The sequence below is a fragment of the Acinetobacter sp. ANC 3929 genome (genome assembly GCF_000369405.1).
Taxonomy (GTDB): domain Bacteria; phylum Pseudomonadota; class Gammaproteobacteria; order Pseudomonadales; family Moraxellaceae; genus Acinetobacter.
In genome coordinates this window covers 771,690-797,281 of the sequence record NZ_KB849999.1, presented here as the reverse complement: position 1 = coordinate 797,281, position 25,592 = coordinate 771,690, and the positions used below count along the sequence as shown (strand labels likewise).

General features: G+C 41.7%; 29 protein-coding genes, 3 tRNA genes and 1 riboswitch. Of the genes, 14 read left to right on the top strand and 18 right to left on the bottom strand.

Annotated elements, in window-relative coordinates; all coding sequences use genetic code 11:
• The first annotated feature begins 2 nt into the window (after positions 1–2).
• Positions 3–1,145: an ABC transporter permease gene (locus tag F909_RS09210; RefSeq protein ID WP_005151076.1), complete on the top strand. Its 1,143-nt coding sequence runs from the start codon at positions 3–5 to the stop codon at positions 1,143–1,145.
• Positions 1,146–1,158: 13 nt separating this feature from the next.
• Positions 1,159–2,892, top strand: a complete 1,734-nt coding sequence (locus F909_RS09215) for an ABC transporter ATP-binding protein (protein ID WP_005151074.1) — start codon at positions 1,159–1,161, stop codon at positions 2,890–2,892.
• A 57-nt stretch (positions 2,893–2,949) separates the two neighbouring features.
• Here F909_RS09215 and rluB read toward each other — a convergent pair whose 3' ends face one another.
• From rluB to F909_RS09230, 3 genes are read right to left on the bottom strand one after another with little or no spacing between them, the layout of a single operon-like run.
• On the bottom strand, positions 2,950–3,897 hold the full coding sequence (gene rluB / locus F909_RS09220; RefSeq protein WP_005151069.1) for a 23S rRNA pseudouridine(2605) synthase RluB: 948 nt from the start codon (positions 3,895–3,897) through the stop codon (positions 2,950–2,952).
• A gap of 42 nt (positions 3,898–3,939) precedes the next feature.
• Entirely contained in the window at positions 3,940–4,539 is a 600-nt protein-coding gene (gene scpB / locus F909_RS09225) for an SMC-Scp complex subunit ScpB (protein ID WP_005151063.1), read from the bottom strand.
• Complete coding sequence (locus F909_RS09230; RefSeq protein ID WP_005151062.1) at positions 4,536–5,333, bottom strand: segregation and condensation protein A; 798 nt, start codon at positions 5,331–5,333, stop codon at positions 4,536–4,538. The genes scpB and F909_RS09230 overlap by 4 nt, the downstream gene beginning before the upstream one ends.
• A 246-nt stretch (positions 5,334–5,579) precedes the next feature.
• On the opposite strand from F909_RS09230, the gene F909_RS09235 reads away from it, so the two are divergent.
• The gene (locus F909_RS09235; RefSeq protein ID WP_005151059.1) at positions 5,580–6,293 is read left to right on the top strand and encodes a GNAT family N-acetyltransferase; all 714 of its coding nucleotides are present in this window, start codon (positions 5,580–5,582) and stop codon (positions 6,291–6,293) included.
• Between the two features lie 65 nt (positions 6,294–6,358).
• Positions 6,359–6,820: a hypothetical protein gene (locus F909_RS09240; protein ID WP_005151057.1), complete on the top strand. Its 462-nt coding sequence runs from the start codon at positions 6,359–6,361 to the stop codon at positions 6,818–6,820.
• 17 nt (positions 6,821–6,837) lie between these two features.
• On the opposite strand, the gene F909_RS09245 is transcribed toward F909_RS09240, so the two are convergent.
• Positions 6,838–7,455 (bottom strand): L-threonylcarbamoyladenylate synthase, encoded by a 618-nt coding sequence (locus tag F909_RS09245; RefSeq protein ID WP_005151055.1) that lies wholly within the window; start codon positions 7,453–7,455, stop codon positions 6,838–6,840.
• 88 nt (positions 7,456–7,543) lie between these two features.
• The gene (locus tag F909_RS09250) at positions 7,544–8,206 is read right to left on the bottom strand and encodes an elongation factor P hydroxylase (RefSeq protein WP_005151053.1); all 663 of its coding nucleotides are present in this window, start codon (positions 8,204–8,206) and stop codon (positions 7,544–7,546) included.
• Between the two features lie 96 nt (positions 8,207–8,302).
• Here F909_RS09250 and F909_RS09255 point away from each other — a divergent pair, with 96 nt between their 5' ends.
• The 6 genes from F909_RS09255 to lysM all read left to right on the top strand — a co-directional run bounded on the left by F909_RS09255 (position 8,303) and on the right by lysM (position 12,041).
• Complete coding sequence (locus F909_RS09255; protein WP_005151051.1) at positions 8,303–8,863, top strand: YceD family protein; 561 nt, start codon at positions 8,303–8,305, stop codon at positions 8,861–8,863.
• A gap of 74 nt (positions 8,864–8,937) precedes the next feature.
• Positions 8,938–9,123, top strand: coding sequence for a 50S ribosomal protein L32 (gene rpmF / locus F909_RS09260; protein ID WP_005151049.1), 186 nt, complete (start codon positions 8,938–8,940; stop codon positions 9,121–9,123).
• A 197-nt stretch (positions 9,124–9,320) separates the two neighbouring features.
• The gene (gene fabD / locus F909_RS09265) at positions 9,321–10,307 is read left to right on the top strand and encodes an ACP S-malonyltransferase (RefSeq protein ID WP_005151047.1); all 987 of its coding nucleotides are present in this window, start codon (positions 9,321–9,323) and stop codon (positions 10,305–10,307) included.
• Positions 10,304–11,038 (top strand): 3-oxoacyl-ACP reductase FabG, encoded by a 735-nt coding sequence (gene fabG / locus F909_RS09270; RefSeq protein ID WP_005151045.1) that lies wholly within the window; start codon positions 10,304–10,306, stop codon positions 11,036–11,038. The genes fabD and fabG overlap by 4 nt, the downstream gene beginning before the upstream one ends.
• Positions 11,039–11,124: 86 nt before the next feature.
• Positions 11,125–11,361, top strand: a complete 237-nt coding sequence (gene acpP / locus F909_RS09275) for an acyl carrier protein (protein WP_004655272.1) — start codon at positions 11,125–11,127, stop codon at positions 11,359–11,361.
• A 206-nt stretch (positions 11,362–11,567) separates the two neighbouring features.
• On the top strand, positions 11,568–12,041 hold the full coding sequence (gene lysM / locus F909_RS09280; RefSeq protein WP_005151042.1) for a peptidoglycan-binding protein LysM: 474 nt from the start codon (positions 11,568–11,570) through the stop codon (positions 12,039–12,041).
• Between the two features lie 78 nt (positions 12,042–12,119).
• On the opposite strand, the gene F909_RS09285 is transcribed toward lysM, so the two are convergent.
• Positions 12,120–12,887: a hydroxymethylpyrimidine/phosphomethylpyrimidine kinase gene (locus tag F909_RS09285; protein ID WP_005151040.1), complete on the bottom strand. Its 768-nt coding sequence runs from the start codon at positions 12,885–12,887 to the stop codon at positions 12,120–12,122.
• A 93-nt stretch (positions 12,888–12,980) separates the two neighbouring features.
• On the opposite strand from F909_RS09285, the gene F909_RS09290 reads away from it, so the two are divergent.
• Positions 12,981–13,655, top strand: coding sequence for an HAD-IA family hydrolase (locus F909_RS09290; RefSeq protein ID WP_005151038.1), 675 nt, complete (start codon positions 12,981–12,983; stop codon positions 13,653–13,655).
• 50 nt (positions 13,656–13,705) lie between these two features.
• Here the strand turns inward: F909_RS09290 and ribB are convergent, their stop codons facing one another.
• On the bottom strand, positions 13,706–14,365 hold the full coding sequence (ribB, locus tag F909_RS09295) for a 3,4-dihydroxy-2-butanone-4-phosphate synthase (protein ID WP_005151036.1): 660 nt from the start codon (positions 14,363–14,365) through the stop codon (positions 13,706–13,708).
• Between the two features lie 95 nt (positions 14,366–14,460).
• A riboswitch (FMN riboswitch) is annotated at positions 14,461–14,617 on the bottom strand.
• Between the two features lie 187 nt (positions 14,618–14,804).
• Here ribB and F909_RS09300 point away from each other — a divergent pair.
• A complete protein-coding gene (locus tag F909_RS09300) occupies positions 14,805–15,017 on the top strand; it encodes a hypothetical protein (protein WP_005151034.1) in 213 nt (70 codons plus the stop codon).
• Between the two features lie 14 nt (positions 15,018–15,031).
• Positions 15,032–16,213 carry a hypothetical protein gene (locus F909_RS09305; RefSeq protein ID WP_005151033.1) on the top strand — a complete coding sequence of 394 codons (1,182 nt, stop codon included), beginning with the start codon at positions 15,032–15,034 and terminating at the stop codon, positions 16,211–16,213.
• A 10-nt stretch (positions 16,214–16,223) separates the two neighbouring features.
• On the opposite strand, the gene F909_RS09310 is transcribed toward F909_RS09305, so the two are convergent.
• From F909_RS09310 to F909_RS09360, 11 genes are all read right to left on the bottom strand, one after another.
• The gene (locus F909_RS09310) at positions 16,224–18,014 is read right to left on the bottom strand and encodes a patatin-like phospholipase family protein (protein ID WP_005151031.1); all 1,791 of its coding nucleotides are present in this window, start codon (positions 18,012–18,014) and stop codon (positions 16,224–16,226) included.
• 207 nt (positions 18,015–18,221) lie between these two features.
• Positions 18,222–18,602 (bottom strand): aspartate 1-decarboxylase, encoded by a 381-nt coding sequence (gene panD, locus F909_RS09315; protein WP_004655255.1) that lies wholly within the window; start codon positions 18,600–18,602, stop codon positions 18,222–18,224.
• Positions 18,603–18,746: 144 nt separating this feature from the next.
• Positions 18,747–19,328, bottom strand: coding sequence for an aminoacyl-tRNA hydrolase (pth, locus tag F909_RS09320; protein WP_005151029.1), 582 nt, complete (start codon positions 19,326–19,328; stop codon positions 18,747–18,749).
• Between the two features lie 19 nt (positions 19,329–19,347).
• Positions 19,348–19,644 (bottom strand): 50S ribosomal protein L25, encoded by a 297-nt coding sequence (rplY, locus tag F909_RS09325; RefSeq protein WP_004663523.1) that lies wholly within the window; start codon positions 19,642–19,644, stop codon positions 19,348–19,350.
• Between the two features lie 99 nt (positions 19,645–19,743).
• A complete protein-coding gene (locus F909_RS09330; protein ID WP_005151027.1) occupies positions 19,744–20,697 on the bottom strand; it encodes a ribose-phosphate pyrophosphokinase in 954 nt (317 codons plus the stop codon).
• A gap of 37 nt (positions 20,698–20,734) precedes the next feature.
• Positions 20,735–20,809 (bottom strand) — tRNA-Gln (locus F909_RS09335).
• Positions 20,810–20,894: 85 nt separating this feature from the next.
• Positions 20,895–20,969 (bottom strand) — tRNA-Gln (locus F909_RS09340).
• A gap of 29 nt (positions 20,970–20,998) precedes the next feature.
• Positions 20,999–21,073, bottom strand: a tRNA-Gln gene (locus F909_RS09345).
• Positions 21,072–21,905, bottom strand: coding sequence for a 4-(cytidine 5'-diphospho)-2-C-methyl-D-erythritol kinase (gene ispE, locus F909_RS09350; protein ID WP_005151025.1), 834 nt, complete (start codon positions 21,903–21,905; stop codon positions 21,072–21,074). The genes F909_RS09345 and ispE overlap by 2 nt, the downstream gene beginning before the upstream one ends.
• 14 nt (positions 21,906–21,919) lie before the next feature.
• A complete protein-coding gene (gene lolB, locus F909_RS09355) occupies positions 21,920–22,501 on the bottom strand; it encodes a lipoprotein insertase outer membrane protein LolB (protein ID WP_005151023.1) in 582 nt (193 codons plus the stop codon).
• A gap of 6 nt (positions 22,502–22,507) precedes the next feature.
• Entirely contained in the window at positions 22,508–24,226 is a 1,719-nt protein-coding gene (locus F909_RS09360) for a tetratricopeptide repeat protein (protein ID WP_005151021.1), read from the bottom strand.
• A 79-nt stretch (positions 24,227–24,305) separates the two neighbouring features.
• On the opposite strand from F909_RS09360, the gene hemA reads away from it, so the two are divergent.
• A complete protein-coding gene (gene hemA / locus F909_RS09365) occupies positions 24,306–25,589 on the top strand; it encodes a glutamyl-tRNA reductase (RefSeq protein ID WP_005151020.1) in 1,284 nt (427 codons plus the stop codon).
• Positions 25,590–25,592: the final 3 nt, after the last annotated feature.

Sequence of the window (25,592 nt, the reverse complement as noted above, 5' to 3'; positions counted from 1 at the left end):
CGATGCTAAGTACAATTTTTAAAGGCAAAACATCTTCAAATGAGTCATCTGCTTCAACAGGATTATGGCAGCTGGCATTGAATCGATTGAAATCAGATCGAATCGCCGTGATTTCTTTCTTGGTGGTGCTGTTTTATTTCATCCTGCTCGCGTTATCAATGACAGGCGTGATTGCTTCCAACTGGAATAAAGAAGTCGCAGTCAGCTACGCACCACCGACATTTTTAGGGGCGGATACTGAGTCAGATCAAATTAAAGACAGTAGCCAGAAGATAGAGGCATTACCTGAAAATCCAGTTGATCCATTGAAAGATGTGATTCAACAGCTCAATACCGAAATTCAGGCTGAACAACAAGGTGGCTCAGTCATTGATAATTATGGTGTGGTTGATCCTTTAGCAGAGGATATGCAGCAAATTGATCAACAGCTTGGTGGGCATCTACTGGATCAAAAACAAGAGTTAAAAACCACGTTGCCTTTTGGCGCAGATAAGTGGGGGCAAGATATCCTGCTCAAAACCATTAAAGGTGCTGAAACCTCGATTCTGGTGGGTTTGTTATCCGCATTATTGGCTGTGGTCATCGGTACTTTCTTAGGTGCAATTGCAGGCTATTTCGGTGGTTGGGTCGATGATGTACTGAACTGGTTCTACAACATTTTTACTTCGATTCCTTATCTATTGTTGGTATTGGCCATTGCTGCGGTGCTCCAACAAAAGGGGATTCTATCGATTGTTCTGATTTTAGGTCTAACGGGTTGGACGGGGGTATTCCGTTTGATTCGTGCCGAATATATGAAGCATAAATCGCGTGAATATGTGCTTGCCGCAAAAGCGATTGGTGTTAGCCATTTACGCCGTATGTTTGTGCATATTTTTCCGAATGTCAGTCATATCGCATTGGTTCAAATTTCGATTCTGGTGGTGTCATTTATCAAATCAGAGGTGATTCTGAGCTTCCTTGGTTTTGGTGTTCCTGTGGGGGTGGTGTCATGGGGAAGTATGCTGAATGAGGCACAAAGTGAATTGATTTTGGGCAAATGGTGGCAACTGGCTGCGGCTTCGATTGCAATGGCTATTCTGGTCACAGCATTCTCCATGTTTACCGATGCATTGCGTGATGCCTTAGATCCTAAGTTGAAATAGCGGAGACAAAAATATGCAACCTCAAAATGAAACACCGCTATTACAGGTAGACGATCTTCGGGTCAGCTTTAAAGGCGAAAATAAACAATGGATCGAAACGGTTAAAGGGATTTCATTTTCAATTCCTAAAAATAAAACCGTGGCTTTGGTCGGTGAGTCAGGCAGTGGTAAATCTGTCACTTCCTTGGCGGTGATGGGTTTATTACCGAAAGGACAAAGTCAAATTGCAACGCAAAGTCGTATTACGTTTGAGGGTAAGGATTTACTGAATTTATCTGCAAAAGAGATTCGGAAAATCTGTGGTAAGGAAATTGCCATGATTTTCCAAGAGCCGATGTCTTCACTGAATCCTGTATTTACTGTGGGTGATCAGATTGCTGAGGTGCTGTGCATTCATTTGGGCATGGGACGTAAGCAGGCCAGAGTACGAGTGCTTGAGTTACTTCGAGAAGTCGGTATTCCTGCACCTGAAACAAAAATAGATGCTTATCCAAGTCAGCTTTCTGGTGGTCAGCAGCAACGGGTCATGATTGCGATGGCAATCGCCTGCGAACCCAAATTATTGATTGCGGATGAACCAACCACGGCTTTAGATGTCACCATTCAAAAGCAAATCATTGATTTGTTGGAATCACTACGACAACGCCATGAAATGTCGATGCTGTTCATTACCCATGATTTAGCGCTGGTTGGCGAAATTGCTGATGAAGTGATTGTGATGCGCCATGGTGAAATCCGTGAATTTGGTGCTGTTGAGCAGGTGTTGGAACAACCGAAAGATGTGTATACCCGTGCCTTATTACATTGCCGTCCGCAACTTTCAACACGTCCATACCGTTTACCTGTGACCAGTGATTTTATGAAGCAGGACGAAAATGGACAACTGATTGAAGCAACCAATTTGTCTGAATTAAATTTGAAACAACGGTCGCGAGGACTCACTGGTGAAGAAGCCATTGTTTTAGAAGTCAAAGATCTGAAAAAATCGTTTTATAGCCGTAAAGGACTATGGGGCCGTGATGAATTTCAGGCCGTAAAAGGTGTGTCCTTCCAACTGGCTAAAGGCAAGACCTTAGGTTTGGTTGGAGAGTCTGGTTCTGGGAAAACCACCATTGGCTTATTGTTAATGCGTTTGCATGAGGCAACAGGTGGACAGGCTTTGATTGGTGGCAAAGATATTCTTGCCATGACCGAGAAAGAGTTTTCGCAGTATCAGCGTAAGATTCAAATCATTTTTCAGAATCCATATGCTTCACTCAATCCACGCTTTACCATCGGGCAGATTTTATTGGAGCCGATGCGAATTCATGGTATTGGACAAAATGATGCTGAACGCAAGAAAATTGCACTCGAGCTATTGGAAAGGGTGAGCTTACCACTACAAGCTTATGATCGTTATCCACATGAGTTTTCAGGTGGTCAGCGACAACGGATTGCCATCGCACGCTGTCTGACTTTAAAACCCGAGATTCTAATCTGTGATGAATCCGTTTCTGCATTGGATGTTTCGGTGCAGGCACAAGTATTGAATTTATTGCAGGATCTACAGGATGAATTTGGTTTGAGTTATATCTTTATTTCGCATGATTTATCTGTAGTGAAATATATTTCAGACCAAGTGATGGTGATGAATCATGGTGAATTGGTTGAAATTGCCAATTCGGATGAGTTGTATTTACATCCACAACATGAATATACCAAGAAACTGCTGAATGCCATTCCGCAGGGTGTAAGCCATCATCATTAAAATTCAAGCATAAAAAAACGCTCTAATCAGAGCGTTTTTTTATTTTAAAGCCAAGAATTAGAACTTCTTAAAGCCTTTATTAAAACCAATGGTTTTACGACCATTGTTATTGTTGCCATTACCGCTTGGACGCTGTTGCTGTGATTGATCTTGTTCATCATCACGACGTTGCTGACGTAAATAACCACCACGACGTGCAGCCAATGGTTTTTCTGCCATTTTTTCAGTACGACGTTTTGCCATACCAAACAAGCCAGTACCTTGACGTGGTTTTAATTCAACTGATTTCGCTAAATTGTCGATATCTGTTTTATCCAATTCCATCCAACGGCCTGTACGTAACTCGCGTGGTAGAATCACCGTGCCATAACGGGTACGTAATAAGCGGCTTACTTTCAAACTTTGAGATTCAAAGATACGACGTACTTCGCGATTACGGCCTTCTTTAACCACAACTTGATACCAACGGTTGATACCATCACCACCAATTTCAGAGAATGATTCAAACTTGGCTGGACCATCTTCAAGTTCAACACCTTTGAGCATGGTGTTGCGAATTTGTGGTGTGACTTCACCCATGACACGTACAGCATATTCACGTTCAACTTCATTTGATGGATGCATCAAGCGGTTCGCAAGTTCACCATCGTTTGTGAATAATAATAAACCGGTACTGTTAATATCTAGACGGCCTACCATTACCCAACGGTCATTGGCAATTTGTGGTAAATGATCAAATACCGTTGGACGTTTTTCAGGGTCATTGCGTGAGCAAATTTCACCTTCTGGCTTATAGTAAATTAAAACGCGACGACGAATTTCGTCTTCAATTTGGAACTGTACTTTACGACCATCGATACGGAGTTCATCTGTGGGTTCGATACGCTCACCGACTTGGGCAATACGACCATTGATGCTGACACGACCAGCAGCAATGACTTCTTCCATATAGCGACGCGAGCCTAACCCGACTCTCGCTAAAACCTTTTGTAATTTTTCACTCATGACAGCACAACCTTAGACATAATGATCAACAGTTCACCTTTCTCAGGACTTCGGCGCATGTGCGTCGAGTGTCATGAATGCTTCCTTGGCGTTCTGCAGGGGAGGCAATTGACCTAGCGATGCTAAACCAAATGCATTTAAAAATTGGGGCGTTGTGACTAACAACGCAGGTCTTCCAGGCAAATCTCTGAAACCAGCTTCTTTAATCCAGTTCCAGTCAAAAAGATTTCTCAAGATTTGGCTATTGTTGGATACACCACGGATTTGTTCGATATCAGCACGAGTTACGGGCTGATGATATGCAATTACTGCGACTGTTTCGAGTAGTGAAGGTGATAGTTTAGTCGGACGCTCTGGCCAAACTTGTGCAATGATATTTCTATACTTTGCACGCACCTGAAAACGAAAACCTTGTGCAGTTTCAATTAGTTCAATTGAGCGACCATGTTGTAACATCGCTAACTGCTGTAAAAAAAAGCGTAATTGCTGTTTATTATATTGGTTTTGAAACGCTTCTTTTAGTCGCGCAAGTGAAACTGGTGAGTCACTGGCGAACAAGATTGCTTCAATTTGCAATAAAACGTCATGATGAATGTCTTCGAGTGACATACCTTCAGTTTGATCAAGTTGCTCTAAACTCATGCTGCAACTCCTTGAATGGTCAAAGGAGCTTCAATTCCACTATGAATAATCTGAATCTTTTGCTGACGTGTTAACTCAAGTACCGCCATAAAGGTCACCACCATACCCATACGACCTTGTTGGGGATTTAATAATTCGATAAAACTTAAAGCCTCGCCTGATGCAAGTTGGCTTTCAATAAAAGCAATTCGTTCTTCTAACAAGACGGGTTCCTGAGCCACGACATGGGTAATCGGTTCAGGGCGGTTGAATACGCAGAATAGAGCATCACGTAAGGCATCGACATCATAACCTTCATAAATGGGTGCAATATGTCCAATACTCACGTTGGTGCTAAACGTATCGCGCTCAAAGATTGGCATTTGCCCTAATCTTTCAGCCGCTTGCTTAATACGTAAATAGGTTTCTAAACGATCAATCAGTTCTTGCTTTGGATCTTTTTCAAATTGATCAACAGCCGCAGGTTTTGGGAGTAGTAACCGCGATTTCAAATCTGCGAGTAATGCTGCCATCACCATATAATCAGCCGTTAGTTCGATATTGAGCGATTTCATGCTATCCATATAGGATAAGTATTGCGTGGCAATCGGTGAAATATCGAGCTGCAATAAGTTAAAGCCGTTTTTTTGAATCAAATAGATCAGAAAGTCTAGAGGACCTTCAAATTGTTCGAGTAAAATTTCAAACGCAGCAGGCGGTATATATAAATCTTCGGGTATGACCTCTTGCCACTCGTCAAGGACACGAATGGAAGGTGTTAGCTCCAAAGTTGTTGAAGGGAGAATTTGATTCATTACCGTTATGAGCCACGCGAATTTTCAAAAGCATGAAAGATATAATTTTGTGTGCAAAAAGGGCACATGCTACCGAGAGCACGCCTATTCTAATCGAAATCCCAAATTTAATAAATTACTAGCTTACAAAAACCTTAAACTTCTCAGGGTATTTTCTTTATTTATATACGATGAGCTAGGGTATATAAAAAACTTATGCTTAAATTAACAACGAAATCATTATTTTTTATTAAATTCTAAATTGCGATGAAAAAATATTTAAAAACAGAACAGAATCAGTTTGGACAAAGTATCGGTTTCTTGGTCGAACGTGATATGCCCAGCCAAGCGATCAACGAAGATCTGGTGGGTCAATACGTCAAACTGATTCATATTGCCGATGAAATTTCTGATCAAGCAGCAAGTCAGATTTGGGAAGCAGTATCCACAGAACCGAATGCAGCATGTTGGACCTATTTACCTTATTCCGCACCGCAGAACCGAGATATCTTAAAAGACAAATTACAAAATCTATTTGGTTTTAAAGGCTCAACTCATTTTTTGATTGAGGTGGATGGTGAGATACAAGGCTGGATTGCACTATTAAATCCGAGGCTAGAGCAGGGTGCTATTGAAATTGGCAATGTCTATTTTTCCTATAAAATGAAAAAATCCAAAGCTTCAACCGAAGTGATTTTCTTACTCTTAGAACAATGTTTTGCCCATGGTTTTCGACGAGTGGAATGGAAATGTGATGATTGTAATGAACCGTCTAAAGCGGCAGCCTTACGTTTCGGGTTTCAATATGAAGGTTTATTCCGTCAAGATCGAATTACTAAAGGGCATAACCGCAATACGGCATGGTTTTCGATTATTGACGAAGAATGGCCCGCATTAAAAAAAATCTATCAACAGTGGTTAAGCCCTGATAATTTTGATGCACAAGGTTTTCAGAAACAGCGGTTGTCTGATTTTTATTAATTGATCAACTCGAATTGACATTGCATCGCATCTTTTAATTTATCAAGACTGGAGAAAATATTTTAATGAAACTCAAAGTTATTGTTAGTTTACTGCTTGTTGGTTTGGTCGCGATCGGATCTTTCATCATTTTTCAATATAAAATAAAGAAAAAACAACAATTAAGGCAGTTTGTTTCACAGGAAATTGTAAAAGGACTTAATCACCGTGTTCAGCCTGAAGCAGATAAGTTAGGGGTAACTTATCTGGCAGTGAATGAATACCCTAAAATTGTCATCAAGATGAAGATTCATAAGTTCTTTGGGGATAGAATAGAAGGCTCAACCAAACAGCAGTTATGCGAGCATGTAAGAACCTTTGAAAGTGTAAAAGATCAAGCTAAACGCCAAAGAATCTATAATCTTTTACAAGAAGATCAGGTGATGTATCAAGTCGAGATTTTTAATCACTTTGACAAAGAAATTGAGAATAGGAGCCAAATTTTATCTGAATGCTCTAATTTTCCAAAGTCTAGTTCTTGGTTCTGATTCACCTATGTCAGCTCTTATTCAAAAGCACTGACATCCCCGACACCACGACGGACAACTTCAGGATTTTCTCCAGATAAATCCACGATACTGGTGGTGGATAACGTACCGAAGCCACTATCAATAAACACATCAATACGTTTACCCAACTGATTTTCAATATCAAAGGGATCATCCAGCGGATCTTTATGATCAGGTAAAATGAGGGTACTGGTTAACAGTGGTTCACCGAGTTCTTTTAATAGCGCCTGAGCCACGGGATTACTTGGAATACGTAGACCAATGGTTTTTTTCTTTGGATGCATTAAACGTTTAGGTACTTCACTGGTCGCGGGCAAAATAAAAGTCGTAACCGCTGGCGTATTATTTTTTAACAAACGATACATCGCGTTATCGACTTTGGCATAGGTCGCAATATCGGATAAATCACAACACATGATGGCGTATTGGTGCTTGGGCCCCAAACCACGAATTTGTGCAATCCGTTCCATTGCATTTTTATTTCCGATCTGGCAGCCGATTGCGTATGCAGCATCTGTTGGATAGACCACAACATCACCCGCACGGATACGGTCTACTGCTTGTGTGATTAAGCGAGCCTGTGGATTTTCAGGATGAATATGTAAATGCAACATTATTTTAACTCCCTGATTTATACGGCTAAATTCAGTATGAAACTTGTTAGGGGCATGTTGCAAGTCTTAGATGTGATAATTTTGTCATCTAATCAAGGTGTTCACGTTTAAATTCATCGAGTTGTAATGGTGTTCCATTGCGGGTAGACACGCAGATGTAATGAATGAAATGTGCTGCATCACGTGGTAATTTTGCTTCGCCAGAAAAATAACGTTGTACTTGCGCAAAAACATGATCTTTAAACTGATCGCCATTACCACCATCGCCCGTTAAGTTATCCAGTGACACACGAAATTTTCGACCAAAGGCGGTCGCAAATAACCATTCTATGGCTTGAGGTTTAATTTCAACTTGCTCAAACAGTGCCTGTTGTTCTGAACTTCGTCCATCAGGTGCATACCAATAGCCCAGGTCGGAAAGTCGGCGGCGTTGCTCGCCCGCAATGCTCCAATGGCTGATTTCATGCAGGGCACTATTGAAAAAACCATGGGCAAATTGGATCTTTGCAGGCTGCTCAGAAGTGGCTGGGAAATATTCTGGTTCAAAATCACCTTTAACTAGTGTGACATTATGGTGGGAAAACCAGTGATTAAAGTGTAAAATAAGCCAATCGACCTGTTCTGGTTCTGTTGTTAGCTTTTGCCAAGATGAACGTTGCACTTGATCTAGCGTTAACACAGGAACAGAGGTTGAATGGGTGCTTCCAAGTAATGAAGATGTTACTTCAAGTTGCGGCTGCAACAGGTACATTGCTTAATTTACCCCGAGTTCTGTCTAAAGAAGTACAAAATTGTATCTTAATCTTTGACAGAGTACCGATGAATTTGTAGAATTGCCGCCTTAATTATGTCAGCAAATACTTTTCCAAGCCAAATCGAGCCATTTAAATGGGCTGAACAGGGCTTTACATGGTCAGGAACACTGCCATTGTCTCGCTTTGCTCGTATTGCTCGAGAAGCTGTTGGTTCAATTGATGATCAATTGATCAACATAGACTGTAAGCTATCAATGGATATCTATCATCGTATTGTATGGTTAGATGGACACACTGAAGCCAAAGTTCCAATGGTCTGCCAACGTTGTTTGGAAGCCGTTGAAATTGAATTGGTTTCAGACTTTCATTTAGCTTTGATTGATGATGAGTCACTGATAGAGCGATTGGATGAGGATGCTGATTTCATCGTTCTAGGTGAAAGTGAATCTTCAAAAAAAGGTGATTATGATGCACCTGCAGTGATAGATTTACTCGCATTACTAGAAGATGAGCTGTTATTGTTGGTGCCTTTATCTCCTAAGCATGATGCTTGTGAGCATAAGCATCAACCTGCCACTCCAGATGTTGTCGAAGAGAAACGGGATAACCCGTTTGATGTTTTGGCAGGTCTGAAGGGTAAACTTAACTCATAATTTATGTTATAATGTTGAGTTAAGACAACTGAATTTGTTCTGATCCATTTTTTCGATCTTTGTAAGGAGCCATCATGGCCGTTCAGCAAAACCGTAAAAGTCGCTCTCGCCGTGACATGCGCCGTTCACATGACGCTTTAACCGAGAATGCATTATCTGTAGACCAAACTACTGGTGAAATTCATCGTCGTCACCACGTGACTAAAGACGGTATTTACCGTGGTCGTCAATTATTCGCTAAAGCAGCTGATGCTGAATAATTGAACTATATGCATTAAGCGTTAGCTTAAAGTATAGAAAAAATGGGAGCGAAAGCTCCCTTTTTTGTTGTTTTTCGCAATTATAAAAAGAATTAATCAGTGTTAAATTGCCGCATCGCTAAAGAGTCTATTGTCATTCTCATGTAGAATTATGAGTGTTGATAAAATTGGCGGTAGACTAATTTAAGGATTTTTATATGTCGACTAAACGACTTGAGCAGGCTGCTCAAGCAACAAAAACAGCATTTGTTTTTCCGGGTCAGGGTTCTCAAAAAGCAGGTATGCTGGCTGAACTTGCAGAGCAGTTTGGTGTCGTTCAAGATACATTTGCTGAGGCATCGGCTGCGCTTGGTTTTGACCTTTGGCAGATTGCCCAAACGGGTGAAGGCTTGGACCAAACTGAAAATACACAACCTGTGTTACTGACCGCAAGTATTGCGCTATGGCGTGTGTGGTTAGAGCTGGGTGGTATTGTGCCGAAATACTTGGCTGGTCACTCTTTGGGAGAATACAGTGCACTTGTTGCTGCGGAAGCAATGAGCTTGGCTGATGCCGTTAAACTGGTCCATTTGCGTGGCAAACTGATGCAGAATGCTGTCCCTTCTGGTGAAGGTGCAATGGCTGCAATTCTCGGTTTGGCGGATGAGAAAGTGGTTGAGCTTTGTCAAAATGCATCTGCTGCGGGTCAAGGTTCAGTTGAAGCTGCAAATTATAATGCACAAGGCCAAGTTGTAATTGCTGGTAGTACCGCATTGGTTCAGCAGGTCATGGCAGAAGCAAAAGAACAATCAGGTAAAGCGATCGCATTGCCTGTTTCTGTACCATCTCATTGCACTTTAATGAAACCAGCGGCAGAAAAGTTTGCTGAAGCTTTGGAACAAACTGCCATTGAGCTACCATGCCTTCCTGTAATACAAAATGTCAACGCGGAAATCGCGACAGATGTTGCTCAATTACGTCAGGCGTTAACGGCTCAATTGTACCAATCAGTACAGTGGACGCGTACGATGCAATATCTGCAAGATCAAGGTATTCAGTACATGGTTGAATGTGGACCAGGTACGGTGCTGAGTAATCTTGCTAAGCGATTACCGAACATAGAAAAAGCATTTGCCCTTGATAGCAAAGCACGTATGGAAGATGCCCTAAACGCAGTGTTAGTGGCAGAAGGAAAAATTGCATGACACAACAACGAAAAGTTGCGTTAGTGACAGGAGCAAGCCGAGGCATTGGCGCAGCGATTGCACAGCAACTCATTCAGGACGGTTTTTTTGTGGTGGGTACCGCAACTTCTGAAGCAGGCGCGCAAAAGCTGACAGAAAGCTTTGCTGAACATGGGACAGGTGCTGTACTTGATGTTCGCAATGGCGAAGCGATTGATGCACTGGTTTCAGACATCGAGCAAAAATATGGTTCGGTGCTGGTATTGGTCAACAATGCAGGTATTACCAAAGACAATTTGCTGCTTCGTATGTCTGAAGATGATTGGGATGACATTCTCAATATTCATTTGAAAGCGGTTTACCGTTTGTCTAAGCGAGTATTGAAAGGCATGACCAAGGCACGTTTTGGCCGCATTATTAATATTAGTTCAGTGGTCGCACATTTTGCGAACCCTGGGCAAGCGAACTACTCAGCTGCAAAAGCAGGGATTGAAGCATTCAGTCGTAGCTTAGCGAAAGAGATGGGTAGCCGTCAGATTACAGTGAACAGTGTTGCACCTGGTTTCATTGCCACTGAAATGACTGATCAGTTAAGCGAAGATATTCGTAAAAAAATGACTGATCAAGTAGCTTTAAATCGTCTAGGTGAACCTCAAGATATTGCAAATGCAGTGAGTTTCTTGGCGAGCGATAAGGCTAGTTACATTACTGGTACAGTTTTACACGTAAATGGTGGTCTATACATGGCCTAAGTGGTGATGTATAAACTTTTAAAAAATCTTATATTCAATTAAACTAGTGGCAAATTAAAACGCCACAAGCAATGAGGAGAATTCCTGTGAGCGATATCGAACAACGCATCAAACAAGCAGTAGCTGAACAATTAGGTATGCGTGCTGAAGAGATTAAAAACGAAGCATCTTTCATGGATGACTTAGGTGCTGACTCTTTAGATTTGGTTGAACTTGTAATGTCTTTTGAAAATGATTTTGACATCACGATTCCAGATGAAGATTCAAATGAAATCACAACTGTTCAATCTGCAATCGATTACGTAACTAAGAAACTTGGTTAATCATCTTGCATGATCAAAAGCCACCGAAAGGTGGCTTTTTTGTCCCAATATGTTTTGCAACAGAATGTTTTTCATCGAGTTCTAACTTATATACATATATTTACAAGACCGCGCTAAATTGAAACTTGAGCCATTTATTTTTTCTGTATAACTAGATGTAGGTCTATTTTGACTATATGCGATTAATAATTACAGAGGAAATAACAATGGGTCTTTTTGATTTTGTTAAAGGTATTGGTAAGAAGAATACAGCACCAGCAGAGCCACAAGCTGCACCAGCAACGCCAGCTGAACCATCAGCTCAAGAGATTGCGAATAAATTATTAGGTTTGATTAAAAGTTTAGGCCTTCCAGTTGATGGTTTGTCGGTCACATATAATGGTAATACTGATACAGCAACGATTAAAGGGCAGGTTAAAACCCAAGCAGATAAAGAAAAGATTGTGCTTGCTGTCGGAAATATTGATCATGTAGCGCAAGTTGATGATCAACTCAGTGTTGAAACTCCTGAGCCAGAAAGTAAATTCTATACCGTGAAATCAGGTGACAATTTATCTAAGATTTCAAAAGAATATTATGGTGATCCAAACCAGTACAATAAAATTTTTGAGGCGAACCGTCCATTACTCAAAAATGCAGATGACATTTTCCCTGGTCAAGTCTTACGTATTCCACAATAATATGTGGACATTAAAAAAGGCGCTAAATGCGCCTTTTTATTTGATCATTTCCAGAAAATTTATGACTTTCAAAGTAACTTAAAAGCGTTTTGGAATCTTTTGCCCATTGGGTACAGGTGTTTCGGCATATTTTAATACGCCAAATAGCCACGTTTCCGCATGTTGAACGGCAATTTTTAATGAATCACCGAGTGCCAAACGACCCGCGATAAAGCTTGCCAAAGAGCAGCCTGAACCATGGTATTGGCCTTCTAAACGAGGGCAGCGGCTTTCCGCAATCATTTTACCATCGGCATAAAGAACATTGCGGATATGATCAGGAGTATCTTCATGACCGCCTTTGACTAAAATAGCTTTGGCACCCATTTCGAACAGCTTTTTTGTAGCCTGTTCAATATCCTCAATCCCTGTTAACGCTCTTAACTCAACCGTATTAGGGGTAATCACAGTCGCTAAAGGGATTAACTCGACAAAGGCTTTTACCAGTGTGGCCTGATCACCCAGTGAACCACCGCTATTTGCCACTAAAACTGGATCGAGCACATAGAGATAATCGGGATGTTCGCGTAAGAATTCGGCCAATGCAGCAATATTTTCGGTCGTGCCTAACATGCCTGACTTTACACATTTAATCGGTAAATCACCCACCACTGCATTTGCTTGCGCGAGTAACAATTCTTTTGGAGTTGCTTCAAAACCAAACACTTGCTGCGAGTTTTGAATGGTTAAAGCGGTACATGCAATTGCAGCATGCGCACCACTTTGTCCAATTGCTTCAATATCTGCTTGTAAGCCAGCACCCCCAGATGGATCTAGCCCTGAAAAACAAAGTACGGTAGGACGCACTGCAATTTCCTTTTATTCTGCAATCTACGGTAGTATAGGGAAGTTTCGAGAAACTCTCGACTGTGTTGTGTAAGACTGCAAGAGATTGAGCGAATGACGATCAAAAATATTCTAATCGATTTAGATGGGACTTTAACTGATCCTAAAACAGGGATTCATGGTTCAATTCGTTTTGCTTTGGAAAAGTTAGGCCAACCTTTGGCCGACGACGTTAATCTGGACTGGACCATTGGTCCGCCATTGAAGGCATCTCTCGCAAAATTACTAAATACTCAAGATGATGATCTGGCTGAGCAGGCCTTGCTTGCTTATCGTGAGCGTTTCTCGGTGACTGGCTTATTTGAAAATGAAGTGTATCCATCCGTCGCTGAGACTTTGCAACAATTGCAATCACAAGGCTATGCTTTGTTTTTGGCGACAGCAAAGCCTACAATTTATGCCAAACAAATCTTGATTCATTTTAATCTAGACCAGTATTTTATCGAAATGTACGGCAGTGAACTTACAGGCGAACGAACCAACAAAGCAGATTTAATTGCTTATATTCTTGAACAAGAACAGTTAGATGCACAGCAGTGTATTATGGTGGGTGATCGTCAATATGACGTTATGGGTGCGCGTGCCAATGCGATTGAAACTATTGCAGTGAATTATGGTTATGGTACAGCAGAAGAGTTGGCTCAAGCACAACCAGTGACTCAAATTTCGCAATTTAGCGCATTAATTGAATCTATTAATGAACTGAATGCAGAACGAAAAGTCTCTTAAAAATTATGCAATAAAAAGCCTCGATGATTCGAGGCTTTTTTTATGTCTAATCAGACATTGTGTTTTAAACGGTATTGCACCAGTTCTTCAATACTAATCACGGTCAAGCCATGTGTTTGCGCATACGCCAAAACTTGAATGCCTGAAGCCATTGAACCATCTGGATTGGTCAATTCGCATAGGACCCCGGATGGCCTTAAACCCGCCAGACGCGCTAGATCAACCGTACCTTCGGTATGACCGCGACGGCTTAAGACACCACCTTCACGTGCACGTAGCGGAAAAACATGGCCTGGGCGGCTCAAATCACTGGCAACGGCACCGTCTTGGGTTGCAGCAAGAACAGTAGTCACACGATCTTTTGCTGACACGCCAGTCGTTACGCCTTGAGCAGCTTCAATGGTCACGGTAAATGCAGTTTTAAACTGGCTTGAGTTATCAACGACCATAGGTGGGAGTTCTAAATGATCAGCTAAGGCTTCTGTTAAGCATAAGCAAACAATACCTGAACCATCACGAATCATTTGTGCCATGTTTTCGACAGTTAAGGTTTCAGCAGCAATAATCAGGTCAGCTTCGTTTTCACGATCAAAATCGTCCATCACCAATACAGGTTTGCCTTGGCGGATATCTTCTAAAGCTTGTTGAATACGTTGTTCAGCAGGGGAAAGGGCTGAAAAGAAAAGTTCGGGTTGGATTAAACTAGACATAATGAAACGCTCTCGTAAATTGGATACGGTTGAACATTTCAGGACTGATGTAAAAATAAGCGGACACCAAAACAAACCAAAAGTTGTTTTGGAGGTTTCGTCTTCTTTCATCCGGACTATACCGTCGGCTTTGGTCTCTCACCAAATCTGCGAGTATATAAAATATATACAGGCTCGTGGGCTGATTAGGCCATTTGAGTACAATGCCTAACTTACCACCGGTGGGGAATTTCACCCCGCCCTGAAGCGATGTCCTTTGATTATAGCCAGTTTTTTAAGTGAAAAGTGAGCTTTTTATAGAATGAATCGTTCTATAAAAATTCAAAAAATTGCTGAGAATTGGATCAACTTTTTTAACTGCTCAGTGAAACTGGTAATACATTTAAATTGAGCATAGACTCAAAAGATAAAACAACAATAAAGCGGAAGGATCACCCCAATGGAGAAAGCGGATAAAACAGAGTTAGAACAATTGGCACAACAGTTACATCGGCCAGTGATGAGTCTTCAAGCATTTTCACAATTATCCAATCCAGATTTGATTTGGCTTAATCAACAATTACAACAAACCATAGAAAATGAAGACAAGAAACTGAATCAAAGTCTGTACCAAACGCCTTTTTTCCTGCGTTGGCTATTTCGAGATAAATAAAAGGATGGGATAGCATGACTCGACTTGCAGTACAGGCAGAAATTATCAAGCTCTCTCGCATCTTGAAGGTCACAGAGCAGCAATTGGCCTTTATGCAGCCTTTGGCCCCTGAGAGCTTAAGACAATTTCGTTTTGCGATCTTAGAACGGTTACAGAAGCAGCAAAAAAAGCGTTTCCGTTATTTAGCGACATGGGTCAATTGGCTACCACATTGGATCAGTGTTTTTATGGTCAAGCATTTTTTGGACCCTTTTATCGTGGCGCAAATTGCAGTGTATTTGCCTACGGAAAGTTCCTATCGAATTGCCAAGCATTTGCCTGCTAAAACTGTAGCTGCAGTCTCGGTGTATTTAGATCCAAGATTAGCAAGAGAGTTATTGGGTTATCTGACCACACATCAAATTACCGATATTACCCAAGTTCTGTTGGCGCAGCGTGATTTTGTAACCATAGGTCGCTTTGTCAGTATGCTATCTGACACGGTTTTATTAGATGTTGCACAGATTGTCGAAAGTGAAAGTGACCTGCTGGAAATTGCATTTTATATTGAATCTCGGGAGCAGATTGATCATTTGGTGCATGTATTGCCAAAAGAACGTATCGAGCAAGCGTTATTGATTGTGGGTGATCCGACACAACGGTTGGTATGGCCCAAAGTTTTGGCTTTAATGAGTTATATCAGTTATGGATTGAAACAGGAGTTGGGTGATCTGGCAGTTCAGCAAGGTGAATCGGTGGTGAATGCGATTATTCAAGCCACACAGGAAGATCAACTTTGGGAGGATATGTTGCCCGTAGTGGCCTGTTTATCTCCACAAGCACAAAATTTTGTGGCAAATCTACCTGCTTTAAGACAAGTTGAAATTATTCAAAGTATTGTTGAAGCTGCTGATCGTTGTGATTTATGGGCAGATATGCTGGTAATCGTGAATTATATGCAAGATGAAGCAAGACAGACGGTGGCTACAGCAATTGCCCAGATCGATGAGGATGTATTACATCATATTGCCTATGCCTCATTGCTACGTTCACAATGGGAAGTGACCTTTGACATTATGCGACGTATGCCAGTTGAAAAGCAGCAACAATGCCATCGTATTCTTGATGGTTATATGCAGCAATTAGACCCTGAAACCTATCAATATTTGGATAGTTTATTAGATCGCTACCACATTCAATCTTCGTTGACGTCATGACATGGCTAGATTAAGCGTTCGGTAAAGTCTCACGAATCGGGAGCAGTGTTTCTAAAGCATGCTCATAACCGCGCTCTACCAATGTATCTAATTTATGCCAGTCAAACATGCCAATCCCTTCGATAGGCATGCGAATATGTAAATTGGCCCGTTCAATTGCAGCGGTCTGAATCATGGTATCGCTGGCGAGGGTCGCTGTCCGCATTAAGATTTCTGCCAGTCGTGGTGCATGTAGCAATTTATCTTTAATGATTTTATTCCAATTCAGTAAGGCACTTTGATCAGGTTCATCTAAACCGATGCCTGGGACTCGGATATCGTCATGCAGACTGACATTACTGGCAATAATGGTACCTCTTTCCAGATTCTGCATCACATCAGTAGGGAGGTTGTTAATGACGCCTCCATCACAGAGCAAGTTTTCATGCCAAGCCACTGGAGGCGCAACACCAGGCACGCTCATACTGGTTCCGACCCAAGTGGCAAGTTCACCTTGATCATGAATCACGGCCTGACCTGTAGTAAGGTTGGTTGAAATACAGTAATAGGTCTGTCTGAGTTCCTCAATTCGACGATGTCCAAAAATAGCATGCAGGCGAGTATGGAAACGTTGTCCTCGAATCAGTGAAACGCGTGGCATGGTGTAGTCATTGAGATAGTTCCGTGCCACGAAGGTTTCATAGGCGATATGGGTCATTTCAACACTATCAAAACCGCAGGCAACCAAGGCTGCGACAAAAGCCCCCATACTGGTACCACCGACAATATCAATCGGGATATGTAATTGTTCTAGCGCCCGAATCAAACCGATATGGGCAAACCCTCGTGCACCACCGCCACCCAGCACTAAACCAACGCCCTGACTGGAAATTTGGCGGGCAACCGCACAGATATCAGCTTGAGCCCAAGGATGAATAAAGTAATGCGCGCGGGCATGGTATAACTGCTTCCAAATCAGTGTATGTGGGGAAGGGTCACCTTCGGAGCGTAACAGAACCAATTCGATCGGACTTTGCCATTCATGTTGATTAAGCACATGTGATAACGGGGTTTGTGTCGGTGTTTGATTTGCTTCAGCCAATATGAGGATTCGATCTGCTTGATGTAGACAGCGTTTTGACCATTCATCGTCACTGCTATTGGCGGCATATAGCACATAGCAATGCTTTTCTTCTAGACTGGCCAGCCATTGGCGCAGTTGTAAATCTTCGCTACTGTAATCCAAAGGGGTTTGGCTAAATCCAGAACCAAACAGCGCATCAACATGTGCTGCGGTGACTAACCGTGCATGAGGCCAGCGTTGTAAATGTTCTGTCAGTTTCTCTGCTAGATGAGTGGCTGGAATATGTGTCGAGACAGGAATGACAGAAAGGGTACGACTATGTCCCATGGCATGGGTGAGTTGCTGTTCAGGTTGAGAGCGATGAATAATCAAACGAGACAGTGCAAACAAAACTTTGGGATATTCATGGATGAAATCTAAAAACTGTTGCTGAGGAATACCCAGTAAGGCAGTATCTCGAATGGCATTGACTGTACAGTGATGCGGTTGGTTGGAAATGACACCCGTTTCACCGACAATTTCGTTTCGACCGTAATAGCAGAGTAAACCTGCTGAGCTGCTGAGCTTTACTCTGCCATAGGCAACAATATAGACATGATCAGCAATATCATGCGCACAATACAGTTGTTGCCCTGTTTGCAGATGACGAATATGGCAAGAGGAAACCAAGCTTTCCAGCGTCGCGTGATCTAATTCTGCAAAGAGGCTGACTTTGCTGAGAATATTCAGAATATCCATATTTTTCAAATTATCGTTATTGTCTATTTATTGAATAAGGGCTAGCACTGTTTTACAAGTTGGGTTAGGTAAAACTCGGCCTTATTTTTCAGTGTTTTTGTATTTTTAAGAAATGGCAGATTTTGGAATTTTTCACAATAAAAAAAACCATGAGCCGCGACTGAAGCGGCGCAAGGGACTGGCTTTTTTCGGAATCTGTTTTATTGCTTATGCAATTTGTACAGGAATACAGTTTGCTGTGTGGTTGACTGTATTGTCTGGATTTGCATAGACAAGGCGTGGTTTGTGGAGGTTTGCTTCAACTTCAGTAAAGTCACCAAAAGTCGCAATAATCACTAAATCGCCTACATCAGCTTGATGTGCAGCGCCACCATTGACTGAAATAATACCTGAATCATCTTCACCACGAATTGCATAAGTTGTGAAGCGTTTGCCGTTGGTTACGTTCCATACGTGGATTTCTTCGTATTCACGAATCCCTGCTAAGTCCATTAATACGCCATCAATTGCACAAGAGCCTTCATAATGAAGTTCTGCATGAGTCACAACTGCACGGTGAATTTTACATTTTAATAAACGAGATAGCATGGCTAGCGTCTCCTGAGTAAGACCTAAGATGAATATCTTATGGGTGACTTGTCACGTTTTCCGCGGGCTATAGGCGGTTTGATGCGCATTTTGCGCTTAAAAATGCAATATGGCAAGCGGGATTGATCAACAATTCAGTTTAAGTTAAGCGGGCTTATAAGCGTTAATTTGATTCATGGCCTGTGACACTTGTCCATCAACAAGCATTTTCACTTTAGAGAGGGCATGATCAATTGCTGCGTCCATTAAAGCTTGTTCACTGCTAGGCGCTTTGCCGAGTACATGACCCGAAACGCGCTCTTTAGCACCAGGGTGCCCAATTCCAATTCTTAAACGGTGAAAGTTAGCGCCGATATGAGGAACGATATCACGAAGACCATTGTGTCCACCGTGTCCGCCACCTGTTTTCAAACGAATAACACCGGGATCCATATCCAGTTCATCATGCGCAATTAGGATTGCTTCAGGTGCAACTTGATAGAATTTAGAGAAAGGAACAACACTTTGACCAGAACGGTTCATGAAAGTGGTAGGGAGTAATAAGCGTACATCATGACCTTCAACTTGGCCACGACCACTGTATCCATGAAATTTTGGATCAGCTTTTAGAGAAATGCCATAACGATCTGCAAGCTGTTCTACGAACCAGAAACCTGCATTATGGCGGGTTTGGGCATACTCCTTTCCAGGATTACCCAAACCAACAATTAGCGAAATATTTGACACTAATTTACGCCTTTAACACTTATGCGCGTTTGAAGTCAGCGTGCATAGGTGTGTTTTTAGCAGGGTGACGTTGTAACGCTTGGATTTTAACGTTCTCAACTTTGTCACCGATTTTGATTTCGATAACTTCTTCGAAGAAAGCGTTGTTTTCTAAAGCTTTAACAATTTCACGAAGCTCTAAAGTAACTGCTACAGGCTCAGCGCTACCACCGTAGATGATTGCTGGGATTTGAGCAGCGTGACGAAGGCGGCGGCTCGAACCTTTCCCTTGTTGTGCTACTTCACGTGCTTGAGCATTTAATACGAAGTTTGCCATGGGCATATCCTCATTGAGATTTAAAGTGACTAAACTTGCGACCAGTTTAGTGATAGAAAAACCCTAGCGAGCTAGGGTTTAAGAAAAAAAGCTGGGCTATTATAGATAACTATCGAACATTGCGCTAATAGATTCTTCGTTATTGATACGACGAATTGTTTCAGCAACCATGCTAGCAACAGAAACTTGGCGAATTTTGCCTAAGCTCAATGCTTCATCTGAAAGAGGAATGGTGTCTGTAACAACCAATTCATCAATCACAGAGTTACGAAGGTTCTCAATGGCTTTGCCAGATAAAACAGGGTGAGTTGCATAAGCAACCACACGGCGTGCACCAAACTGTTTCAGTGCATCCGCGGCTTTGCAAAGCGTTCCTGCTGTATCTACCATGTCATCAACAATGACACAGTCACGATCATTTACATCACCAATCAAATGCATCACTTGTGATTCATTTGCTTTTTGGCGACGTTTATCGATGATAGCTAAGTCGATATCACCCATTTGTTTCGCAACAGCACGGGCACGAACAACACCACCTACGTCAGGTGAAACCACCACGAGGTTGTGATGTTGTTGTTGACGTAAGTCAGCGAGTAACGCTGGCGTACCGTAAATGTTGTCAACAGGGATATCGAAGAAACCTTGAATTTGGTCTGCGTGTAAGTCAATCATTACCACACGGTCAATTCCAACGGTTGTTAGCATGTCTGCAACAACTTTCGCTGTAATTGGGACACGAGCAGAACGTGGACGACGATCTTGGCGTGCATAACCGAAATAAGGAATGACAGCAGTGATACGACCAGCACTTGCACGACGCAAAGCATCAGCCATAACCAAGATTTCCATCAGGTTATCATTGGTAGGCGCACAGGTAGACTGGACGATAAAAACGTCTTTACCACGAACATTCTCAGTAATTTCAACTGAAATTTCACCATCAGAGAACTTGCTAACAGAAGCAGCACCTAAAGGAATATGTAAATGGCTTACGACTTTTTGAGCGAAATGTGGATGAGCACTTCCACTAAAAACGACAAGATTGGGCATGAAGCACCCTTGGCGGTTGGCTTATAATGAATTTGGATGGCAGGGGCGGCTGGATTCGAACCAACGGATGCCGAGATCAAAACCCGGTGCCTTACCACTTGGCGACGCCCCTAATGCGGCAGAACTTTAAAGGTTTTAGATGATAATGTCAATATATTTGATCAAATATCAATATAAAACAAGTCTGTCTTAATATATGGCAGGGGCGGCTGGATTCGAACCAACGGATGCCGAGATCAAAACCCGGTGCCTTACCACTTGGCGACGCCCCTAAATATTACATATATCTACAGATGGAAATTGGCAGGGGCGGCTGGATTCGAACCAACGGATGCCGAGATCAAAACCCGGTGCCTTACCACTTGGCGACGCCCCTAACAGGTAACTGAAAAATGTCTTAAAGGTGATTCTGCTAGACTGTTAACCAAGTAAGCTTTACAAGGCGAGTTTTGCAAAATTTGCTTTATATCCATTTCATCGGTTACTTCAATAAAAACACAAGCACCTGTACCTGTAAGCTTTGCTAGACCAAACTGATCTAAATATTGCATTGCTTCTTCTACTTCAGGGTATAACTGTCGAGCCAGAGGTTCAAAGTTATTTCCAAAATTAGAAGGTTCTAACTGATAGGCGCAAAATGTAGTGATCTTAGAATCTCTTGTCAATGTTTTTTGAGAAAAAAGCTGTTGAGTGCTGATAAAACAGTCAGGTTTTAAAATTATGAATTTTTTTTGAGCTAAGTCTATGAATGATAAATGTTCACCGATGCCTTCGGCCCATGCATTACGACCTAAAACAAAGATCGGAACATCTGCACCAAGTTGTACGCCATAATCGGCCAATTGTTGTTCATCTAAGCCACATTGCCACAGTTGATTGAGTACAATCAGTGTGGTTGCCGCATTAGATGAACCACCGCCAAGACCGGCACCCATTGGAATATTTTTTTCAATCTTTATGCTGAGCCCACATGGTTTTTTTGCATGTGGGCGCAATAATTGTGCTGCACGATAAATTAAATTCTGTTCGAATTTGACTTCGCTTAAGCCTGCTATTTGAATGGTTTCTTCTGTATGCGGCTCAAAAGTCATCCAGTCATATAAATCAATGAGTTGAAAGATAGTCTGTAATTCATGATAACCATTTTCACGACGACCTGTGATATGCAGAAACAAGTTCAATTTGGCAGGAGAAGGCACTCTAATCATAAAAATAATCTAAATTATCGGTTTTGAATCACCATTGTAATACGGTTTTCTTTGTCGTCGGCAAGTGCTTGCTTCAACAAAAGTTTATTGGGCAAGGTTTGGCCATCGTTATAGCTGAAATCAACCGTCCAGCCATCTTCAATCAGCTGTTTCAAGCGATTTTGTTCGTCTTTGCTCGCTTGTGCATTTTGCGTCGCAGGCTTGGCTTGTACCCAGTAGGCAAGGTGCATAATCGGTGCCTGCCAACCCGTGGCTTTTTCCAGTAATTCTTCAGGCGTAGCTGCCGTAATCAGACCTGTTTTTGCACTGTTTAAGGTGACTTGACCAGGTTTACCTTCAATCTGGGTTTTTCCGACACCCAAAATTCCAGTCAGTTCAATATCAAACTGCTCTTGTTGCTGTACCCATGTAAAAAAAGCACTACCAGATTGCTGCGGAGTACGGACACCAATTTTGCCCTGTAAGCTAAAATTATTTTCATCTTGGATTTGGGGTGAAGCAATCACTTTATTGGGTTGGCTTAAATGTTGGCAGCCAGTTAACAATAGAACGCTACTGCTACATACCGAGACGCAAAATTTTGAAAACAAGCGCATGTTCTTTTAACTCTTTTTTACAGTGATGGGTAAGATTAAGCTATCAAGTTGTTGTAATTGTGGGGCATTGGCATGTTTTTGTTTCAATTGCTGTAACACCTCGCTAAATTGCGTGAGCGCTCCTTGCATATACAATGCTTTAGCATAACGGATACCAATATTGACATTGCCACTAATGGAATAAGCCTGACCTAAAACTTTAGACGCAGTATCAAAGTCATTTTGTAAAAAGGCGATATAGCCCAATGTATCTAAAATGGATGCTTGTTCAGGTGCGAAATCCAGTGCCAATTCTGCGTATTTACGTGCCTCTTTAAGGCGACGGTTTTGCAGTGCCAAGGTGTAGGCATACGCATTCAGATAGGTCGGACTATTCGGCTCAATCGTTAAAAGTTGTTTTAAGGTTTTGTCTAATTTATCTCTATCTGTATAAGGATCAAGCAATAATACTTCTGCATAAATCAATTCAGGGTCATCAGGCAAATTCTTAATGGCTTCATCCAGCAAGGTCAAAGCTGCCTTTTTGTTGTCCATTTTCTTTAAAATGTCAGCCTGCGCTTGATATAGGAAACTCGCATGTTGCGGATAGTTGACTCGTTCTTGCGTTAAAAAACGTAAGCCATCATTCAACTGTCCCTGTTTCTCAAAAATCGCAATCATATTACGGCGGGAAACAATATATAAACTGCCATCGACCAAACGATAATAGGCTTTTGCGGTTTCATAATGCTGTTTACGTTGTGCATTGATCGCAAGGTAATAGTAAGCCTCATTTTGGTATTTTGCAGATGAACGCAATTCAACCAGATATTGTTCAGCTTTTTCATATTGCTTCAAATCGATACTGGTTAAACCTGCAATAAACAGGGCCTCTTCGGCTTTAGGGTGATCTTTAATGATGTCTTCTAACTTATCTAAGGCTTCTTGTTGCTGATTGATTTGAATGTAATAACGCGCTTCAGCCATTCGTACATCGATATTATTTTTATTTTTCCGACTGGCTTTTTCAAACCACTTTTTAGTTTCTTCATCATTACGTAAAGCCATTAACAGATTGGCTTTCATTAAAATAAAGCTGGTTGATTTTGAGCGTTTACGTAATGCACGATTAATATTATTCAGCGCCTGTTCGTACAAACCATCTTGTGCTTCTAAACCTGCAATCAGGGCTAAAATGGAAGGATTGTTACTTTCTGCACTTGCTCGAAGTGCATTGAGTAGAATTTCACGATCTTGTGCTTGTTCTGGCGCGATCCCCGCTAAAATTTCTTCAAGATCGGCAGTGGGATCAATATTTAAAATTTTATCTAGGGTCTTTGCTGCGAGTTCATACTCATGTGTTTTTAGTGCAATATGCGACAAATAAAATAAAGCGGGAACATCTTTAGGTTCTTGCTCAACCCAATGGGTTGCAATATCCAAAGCAGACTGTAAGTCATTATATTCTAAAGCGATATCCAGAGCACGTTGCTTAATTGTGGTTGAGTTGCTTCGAATCGCAAGTACAGTATAGTTGTGTAGTGCGGTTGCAATATCATCATAAGCAAGAGAAAATTCGGCAATCATGCTCTGTTGAAGTGCATGCTCAAAGCTGTTATCTGCATACATGTCGTGTATTGCTTGTGCAGAGACATAAGAGCTCATGCTACCTAACAACAAGATTGTGGTAGAATACCGTCTAATCGTCTTGCCGCTAAAAAGGTTACGGCGATATAGCTGACGCAATTTTTATTGATCCAAAGTAATGCTTTTTATGACACCGATGTTGCACAATAACATAAATTTAGCGAAATGATGATCTGATATGTCTTTCTTTGCATTGGGCGTCAACCATCAAACAGCTTCTGTTGAACTTCGTGAACAAATTGCTTTCAATACAGAGCGATTAGCTGCGCTATTGCTTGAACAAAACCAACGCTCATCACTAAATGATTTGGTGGTTGTGTCGACCTGCAATCGCACCGAAGTGTATGCCATGACTGAGGATGCAGATAGCGTTTTGAATTGGCTGGCCCAAGTGAATAATATTGATGTAAAACAGTTAATTCATCATGTTTATCGTTACGAGAATGCCCAAGCTGTTACACATTTAATGCGTGTTGCCAGTGGTTTAGACTCATTGATGTTGGGTGAGCCACAAATTTTAGGGCAAGTTAAAAGCGCATTAGCGCTGTCTAAAGATGCAGAAACTGTTTCGCCTGAATTGAATAGTGTCTTTGAATATGCATTTTATGCTGCAAAACGGGTTCGCTCTGAGACATCTGTTGGCAGTCATGCTGTTTCAATGGGTTATGCCGTTGCTCAGCTTGCATTGCAAGTTTTTAGCCGGCCTGAAAAGTTAACCGTCATGGTGGTTGCAGCTGGTGAAATGAATAGTCTTGTTGCCAAACATCTAGCAGAAATGGGTGTTGCCAAAATCATGATTTGTAATCGTAGTCGTGAGCGGGCAGATCTTCTTGCACAAGAAATTGCCCATCAAGTCGATGTGGAAATTATTCCATTTGCAGAGCTTGCTCAAAATTTGCATAGAGCTGATGTTGTTTCCAGTTGTACAGGCAGTTTGCATCAAGTGATCGGATATGCTGATGTTAAACTCGCTTTAAAGAAACGCCGTTACCAACAGATGTTGTTGGTCGATTTAGCGGTTCCACGTGATATTGATCCGAAAGTTGAATCACTGGATAACGTTTATTTGTATGGTGTTGACGACTTACAAAGTGTGATTGATGAAAATTTAGCACAACGTCGTCAGGCTGCGGTTGAAGCTGAAATCATGGTCAACCAATTAGCCACCCAATTGATGACGCAACAAAAAGTAAAAGAGGCGAGTGGTACGATTCAGGCTTATCGCCAGCATAGTGAAGAAGTGAGTCAAAAAGAGTTGTCGCATGCGCTTGAGTCTTTGCAGCACGGAAATTCTGCTGAACAGGTACTGCAAGAATTTGCACATCGTTTAACACAAAAACTGATGCATCCAACCTCGATTTTACTCAGAGAAGCTGCAAAAGCTGAAAATCCAGATTACTTTGAATGGCTGCAACAACATCTTCAAGATGTGTTTGAGCATGAGCGTAAGCCGAGACAGTAATTT

What these genes read in the sequence shown, in the direction of transcription:
- F909_RS09230 (WP_005151062.1), bottom strand. Translation starts at nt 5,333, where the DNA reads ATGAATCAAATTCTCCCTTCAACAACTTTGGAGCTAACACCTTCCATT.
- panD (WP_004655255.1), bottom strand. Translation starts at nt 18,602, where the DNA reads ATGCTATCTCGTTTATTAAAATGTAAAATTCACCGTGCAGTTGTGACT.
- F909_RS09305 (WP_005151033.1), top strand. Translation starts at nt 15,032, where the DNA reads ATGACTCGACTTGCAGTACAGGCAGAAATTATCAAGCTCTCTCGCATC.
- fabD (WP_005151047.1), top strand. Translation starts at nt 9,321, where the DNA reads ATGTCGACTAAACGACTTGAGCAGGCTGCTCAAGCAACAAAAACAGCA.
- F909_RS09245 (WP_005151055.1), bottom strand. Translation starts at nt 7,455, where the DNA reads ATGTTGCATTTACATATTCATCCTGAAAATCCACAGGCTCGCTTAATC.
- lolB (WP_005151023.1), bottom strand. Translation starts at nt 22,501, where the DNA reads ATGCGCTTGTTTTCAAAATTTTGCGTCTCGGTATGTAGCAGTAGCGTT.
- F909_RS09310 (WP_005151031.1), bottom strand. Translation starts at nt 18,014, where the DNA reads ATGGATATTCTGAATATTCTCAGCAAAGTCAGCCTCTTTGCAGAATTA.
- F909_RS09210 (WP_005151076.1), top strand. Translation starts at nt 3, where the DNA reads ATGCTAAGTACAATTTTTAAAGGCAAAACATCTTCAAATGAGTCATCT.
- scpB (WP_005151063.1), bottom strand. Translation starts at nt 4,539, where the DNA reads ATGAGTTTAGAGCAACTTGATCAAACTGAAGGTATGTCACTCGAAGAC.
- ispE (WP_005151025.1), bottom strand. Translation starts at nt 21,905, where the DNA reads ATGATTAGAGTGCCTTCTCCTGCCAAATTGAACTTGTTTCTGCATATC.
- F909_RS09290 (WP_005151038.1), top strand. Translation starts at nt 12,981, where the DNA reads ATGACGATCAAAAATATTCTAATCGATTTAGATGGGACTTTAACTGAT.
- F909_RS09300 (WP_005151034.1), top strand. Translation starts at nt 14,805, where the DNA reads ATGGAGAAAGCGGATAAAACAGAGTTAGAACAATTGGCACAACAGTTA.
- lysM (WP_005151042.1), top strand. Translation starts at nt 11,568, where the DNA reads ATGGGTCTTTTTGATTTTGTTAAAGGTATTGGTAAGAAGAATACAGCA.
- rpmF (WP_005151049.1), top strand. Translation starts at nt 8,938, where the DNA reads ATGGCCGTTCAGCAAAACCGTAAAAGTCGCTCTCGCCGTGACATGCGC.
- ribB (WP_005151036.1), bottom strand. Translation starts at nt 14,365, where the DNA reads ATGTCTAGTTTAATCCAACCCGAACTTTTCTTTTCAGCCCTTTCCCCT.
- F909_RS09250 (WP_005151053.1), bottom strand. Translation starts at nt 8,206, where the DNA reads ATGTACCTGTTGCAGCCGCAACTTGAAGTAACATCTTCATTACTTGGA.
- rplY (WP_004663523.1), bottom strand. Translation starts at nt 19,644, where the DNA reads ATGGCAAACTTCGTATTAAATGCTCAAGCACGTGAAGTAGCACAACAA.
- rluB (WP_005151069.1), bottom strand. Translation starts at nt 3,897, where the DNA reads ATGAGTGAAAAATTACAAAAGGTTTTAGCGAGAGTCGGGTTAGGCTCG.
- F909_RS09215 (WP_005151074.1), top strand. Translation starts at nt 1,159, where the DNA reads ATGCAACCTCAAAATGAAACACCGCTATTACAGGTAGACGATCTTCGG.
- F909_RS09330 (WP_005151027.1), bottom strand. Translation starts at nt 20,697, where the DNA reads ATGCCCAATCTTGTCGTTTTTAGTGGAAGTGCTCATCCACATTTCGCT.
- fabG (WP_005151045.1), top strand. Translation starts at nt 10,304, where the DNA reads ATGACACAACAACGAAAAGTTGCGTTAGTGACAGGAGCAAGCCGAGGC.
- F909_RS09255 (WP_005151051.1), top strand. Translation starts at nt 8,303, where the DNA reads ATGTCAGCAAATACTTTTCCAAGCCAAATCGAGCCATTTAAATGGGCT.
- hemA (WP_005151020.1), top strand. Translation starts at nt 24,306, where the DNA reads ATGTCTTTCTTTGCATTGGGCGTCAACCATCAAACAGCTTCTGTTGAA.
- F909_RS09235 (WP_005151059.1), top strand. Translation starts at nt 5,580, where the DNA reads ATGAAAAAATATTTAAAAACAGAACAGAATCAGTTTGGACAAAGTATC.
- F909_RS09240 (WP_005151057.1), top strand. Translation starts at nt 6,359, where the DNA reads ATGAAACTCAAAGTTATTGTTAGTTTACTGCTTGTTGGTTTGGTCGCG.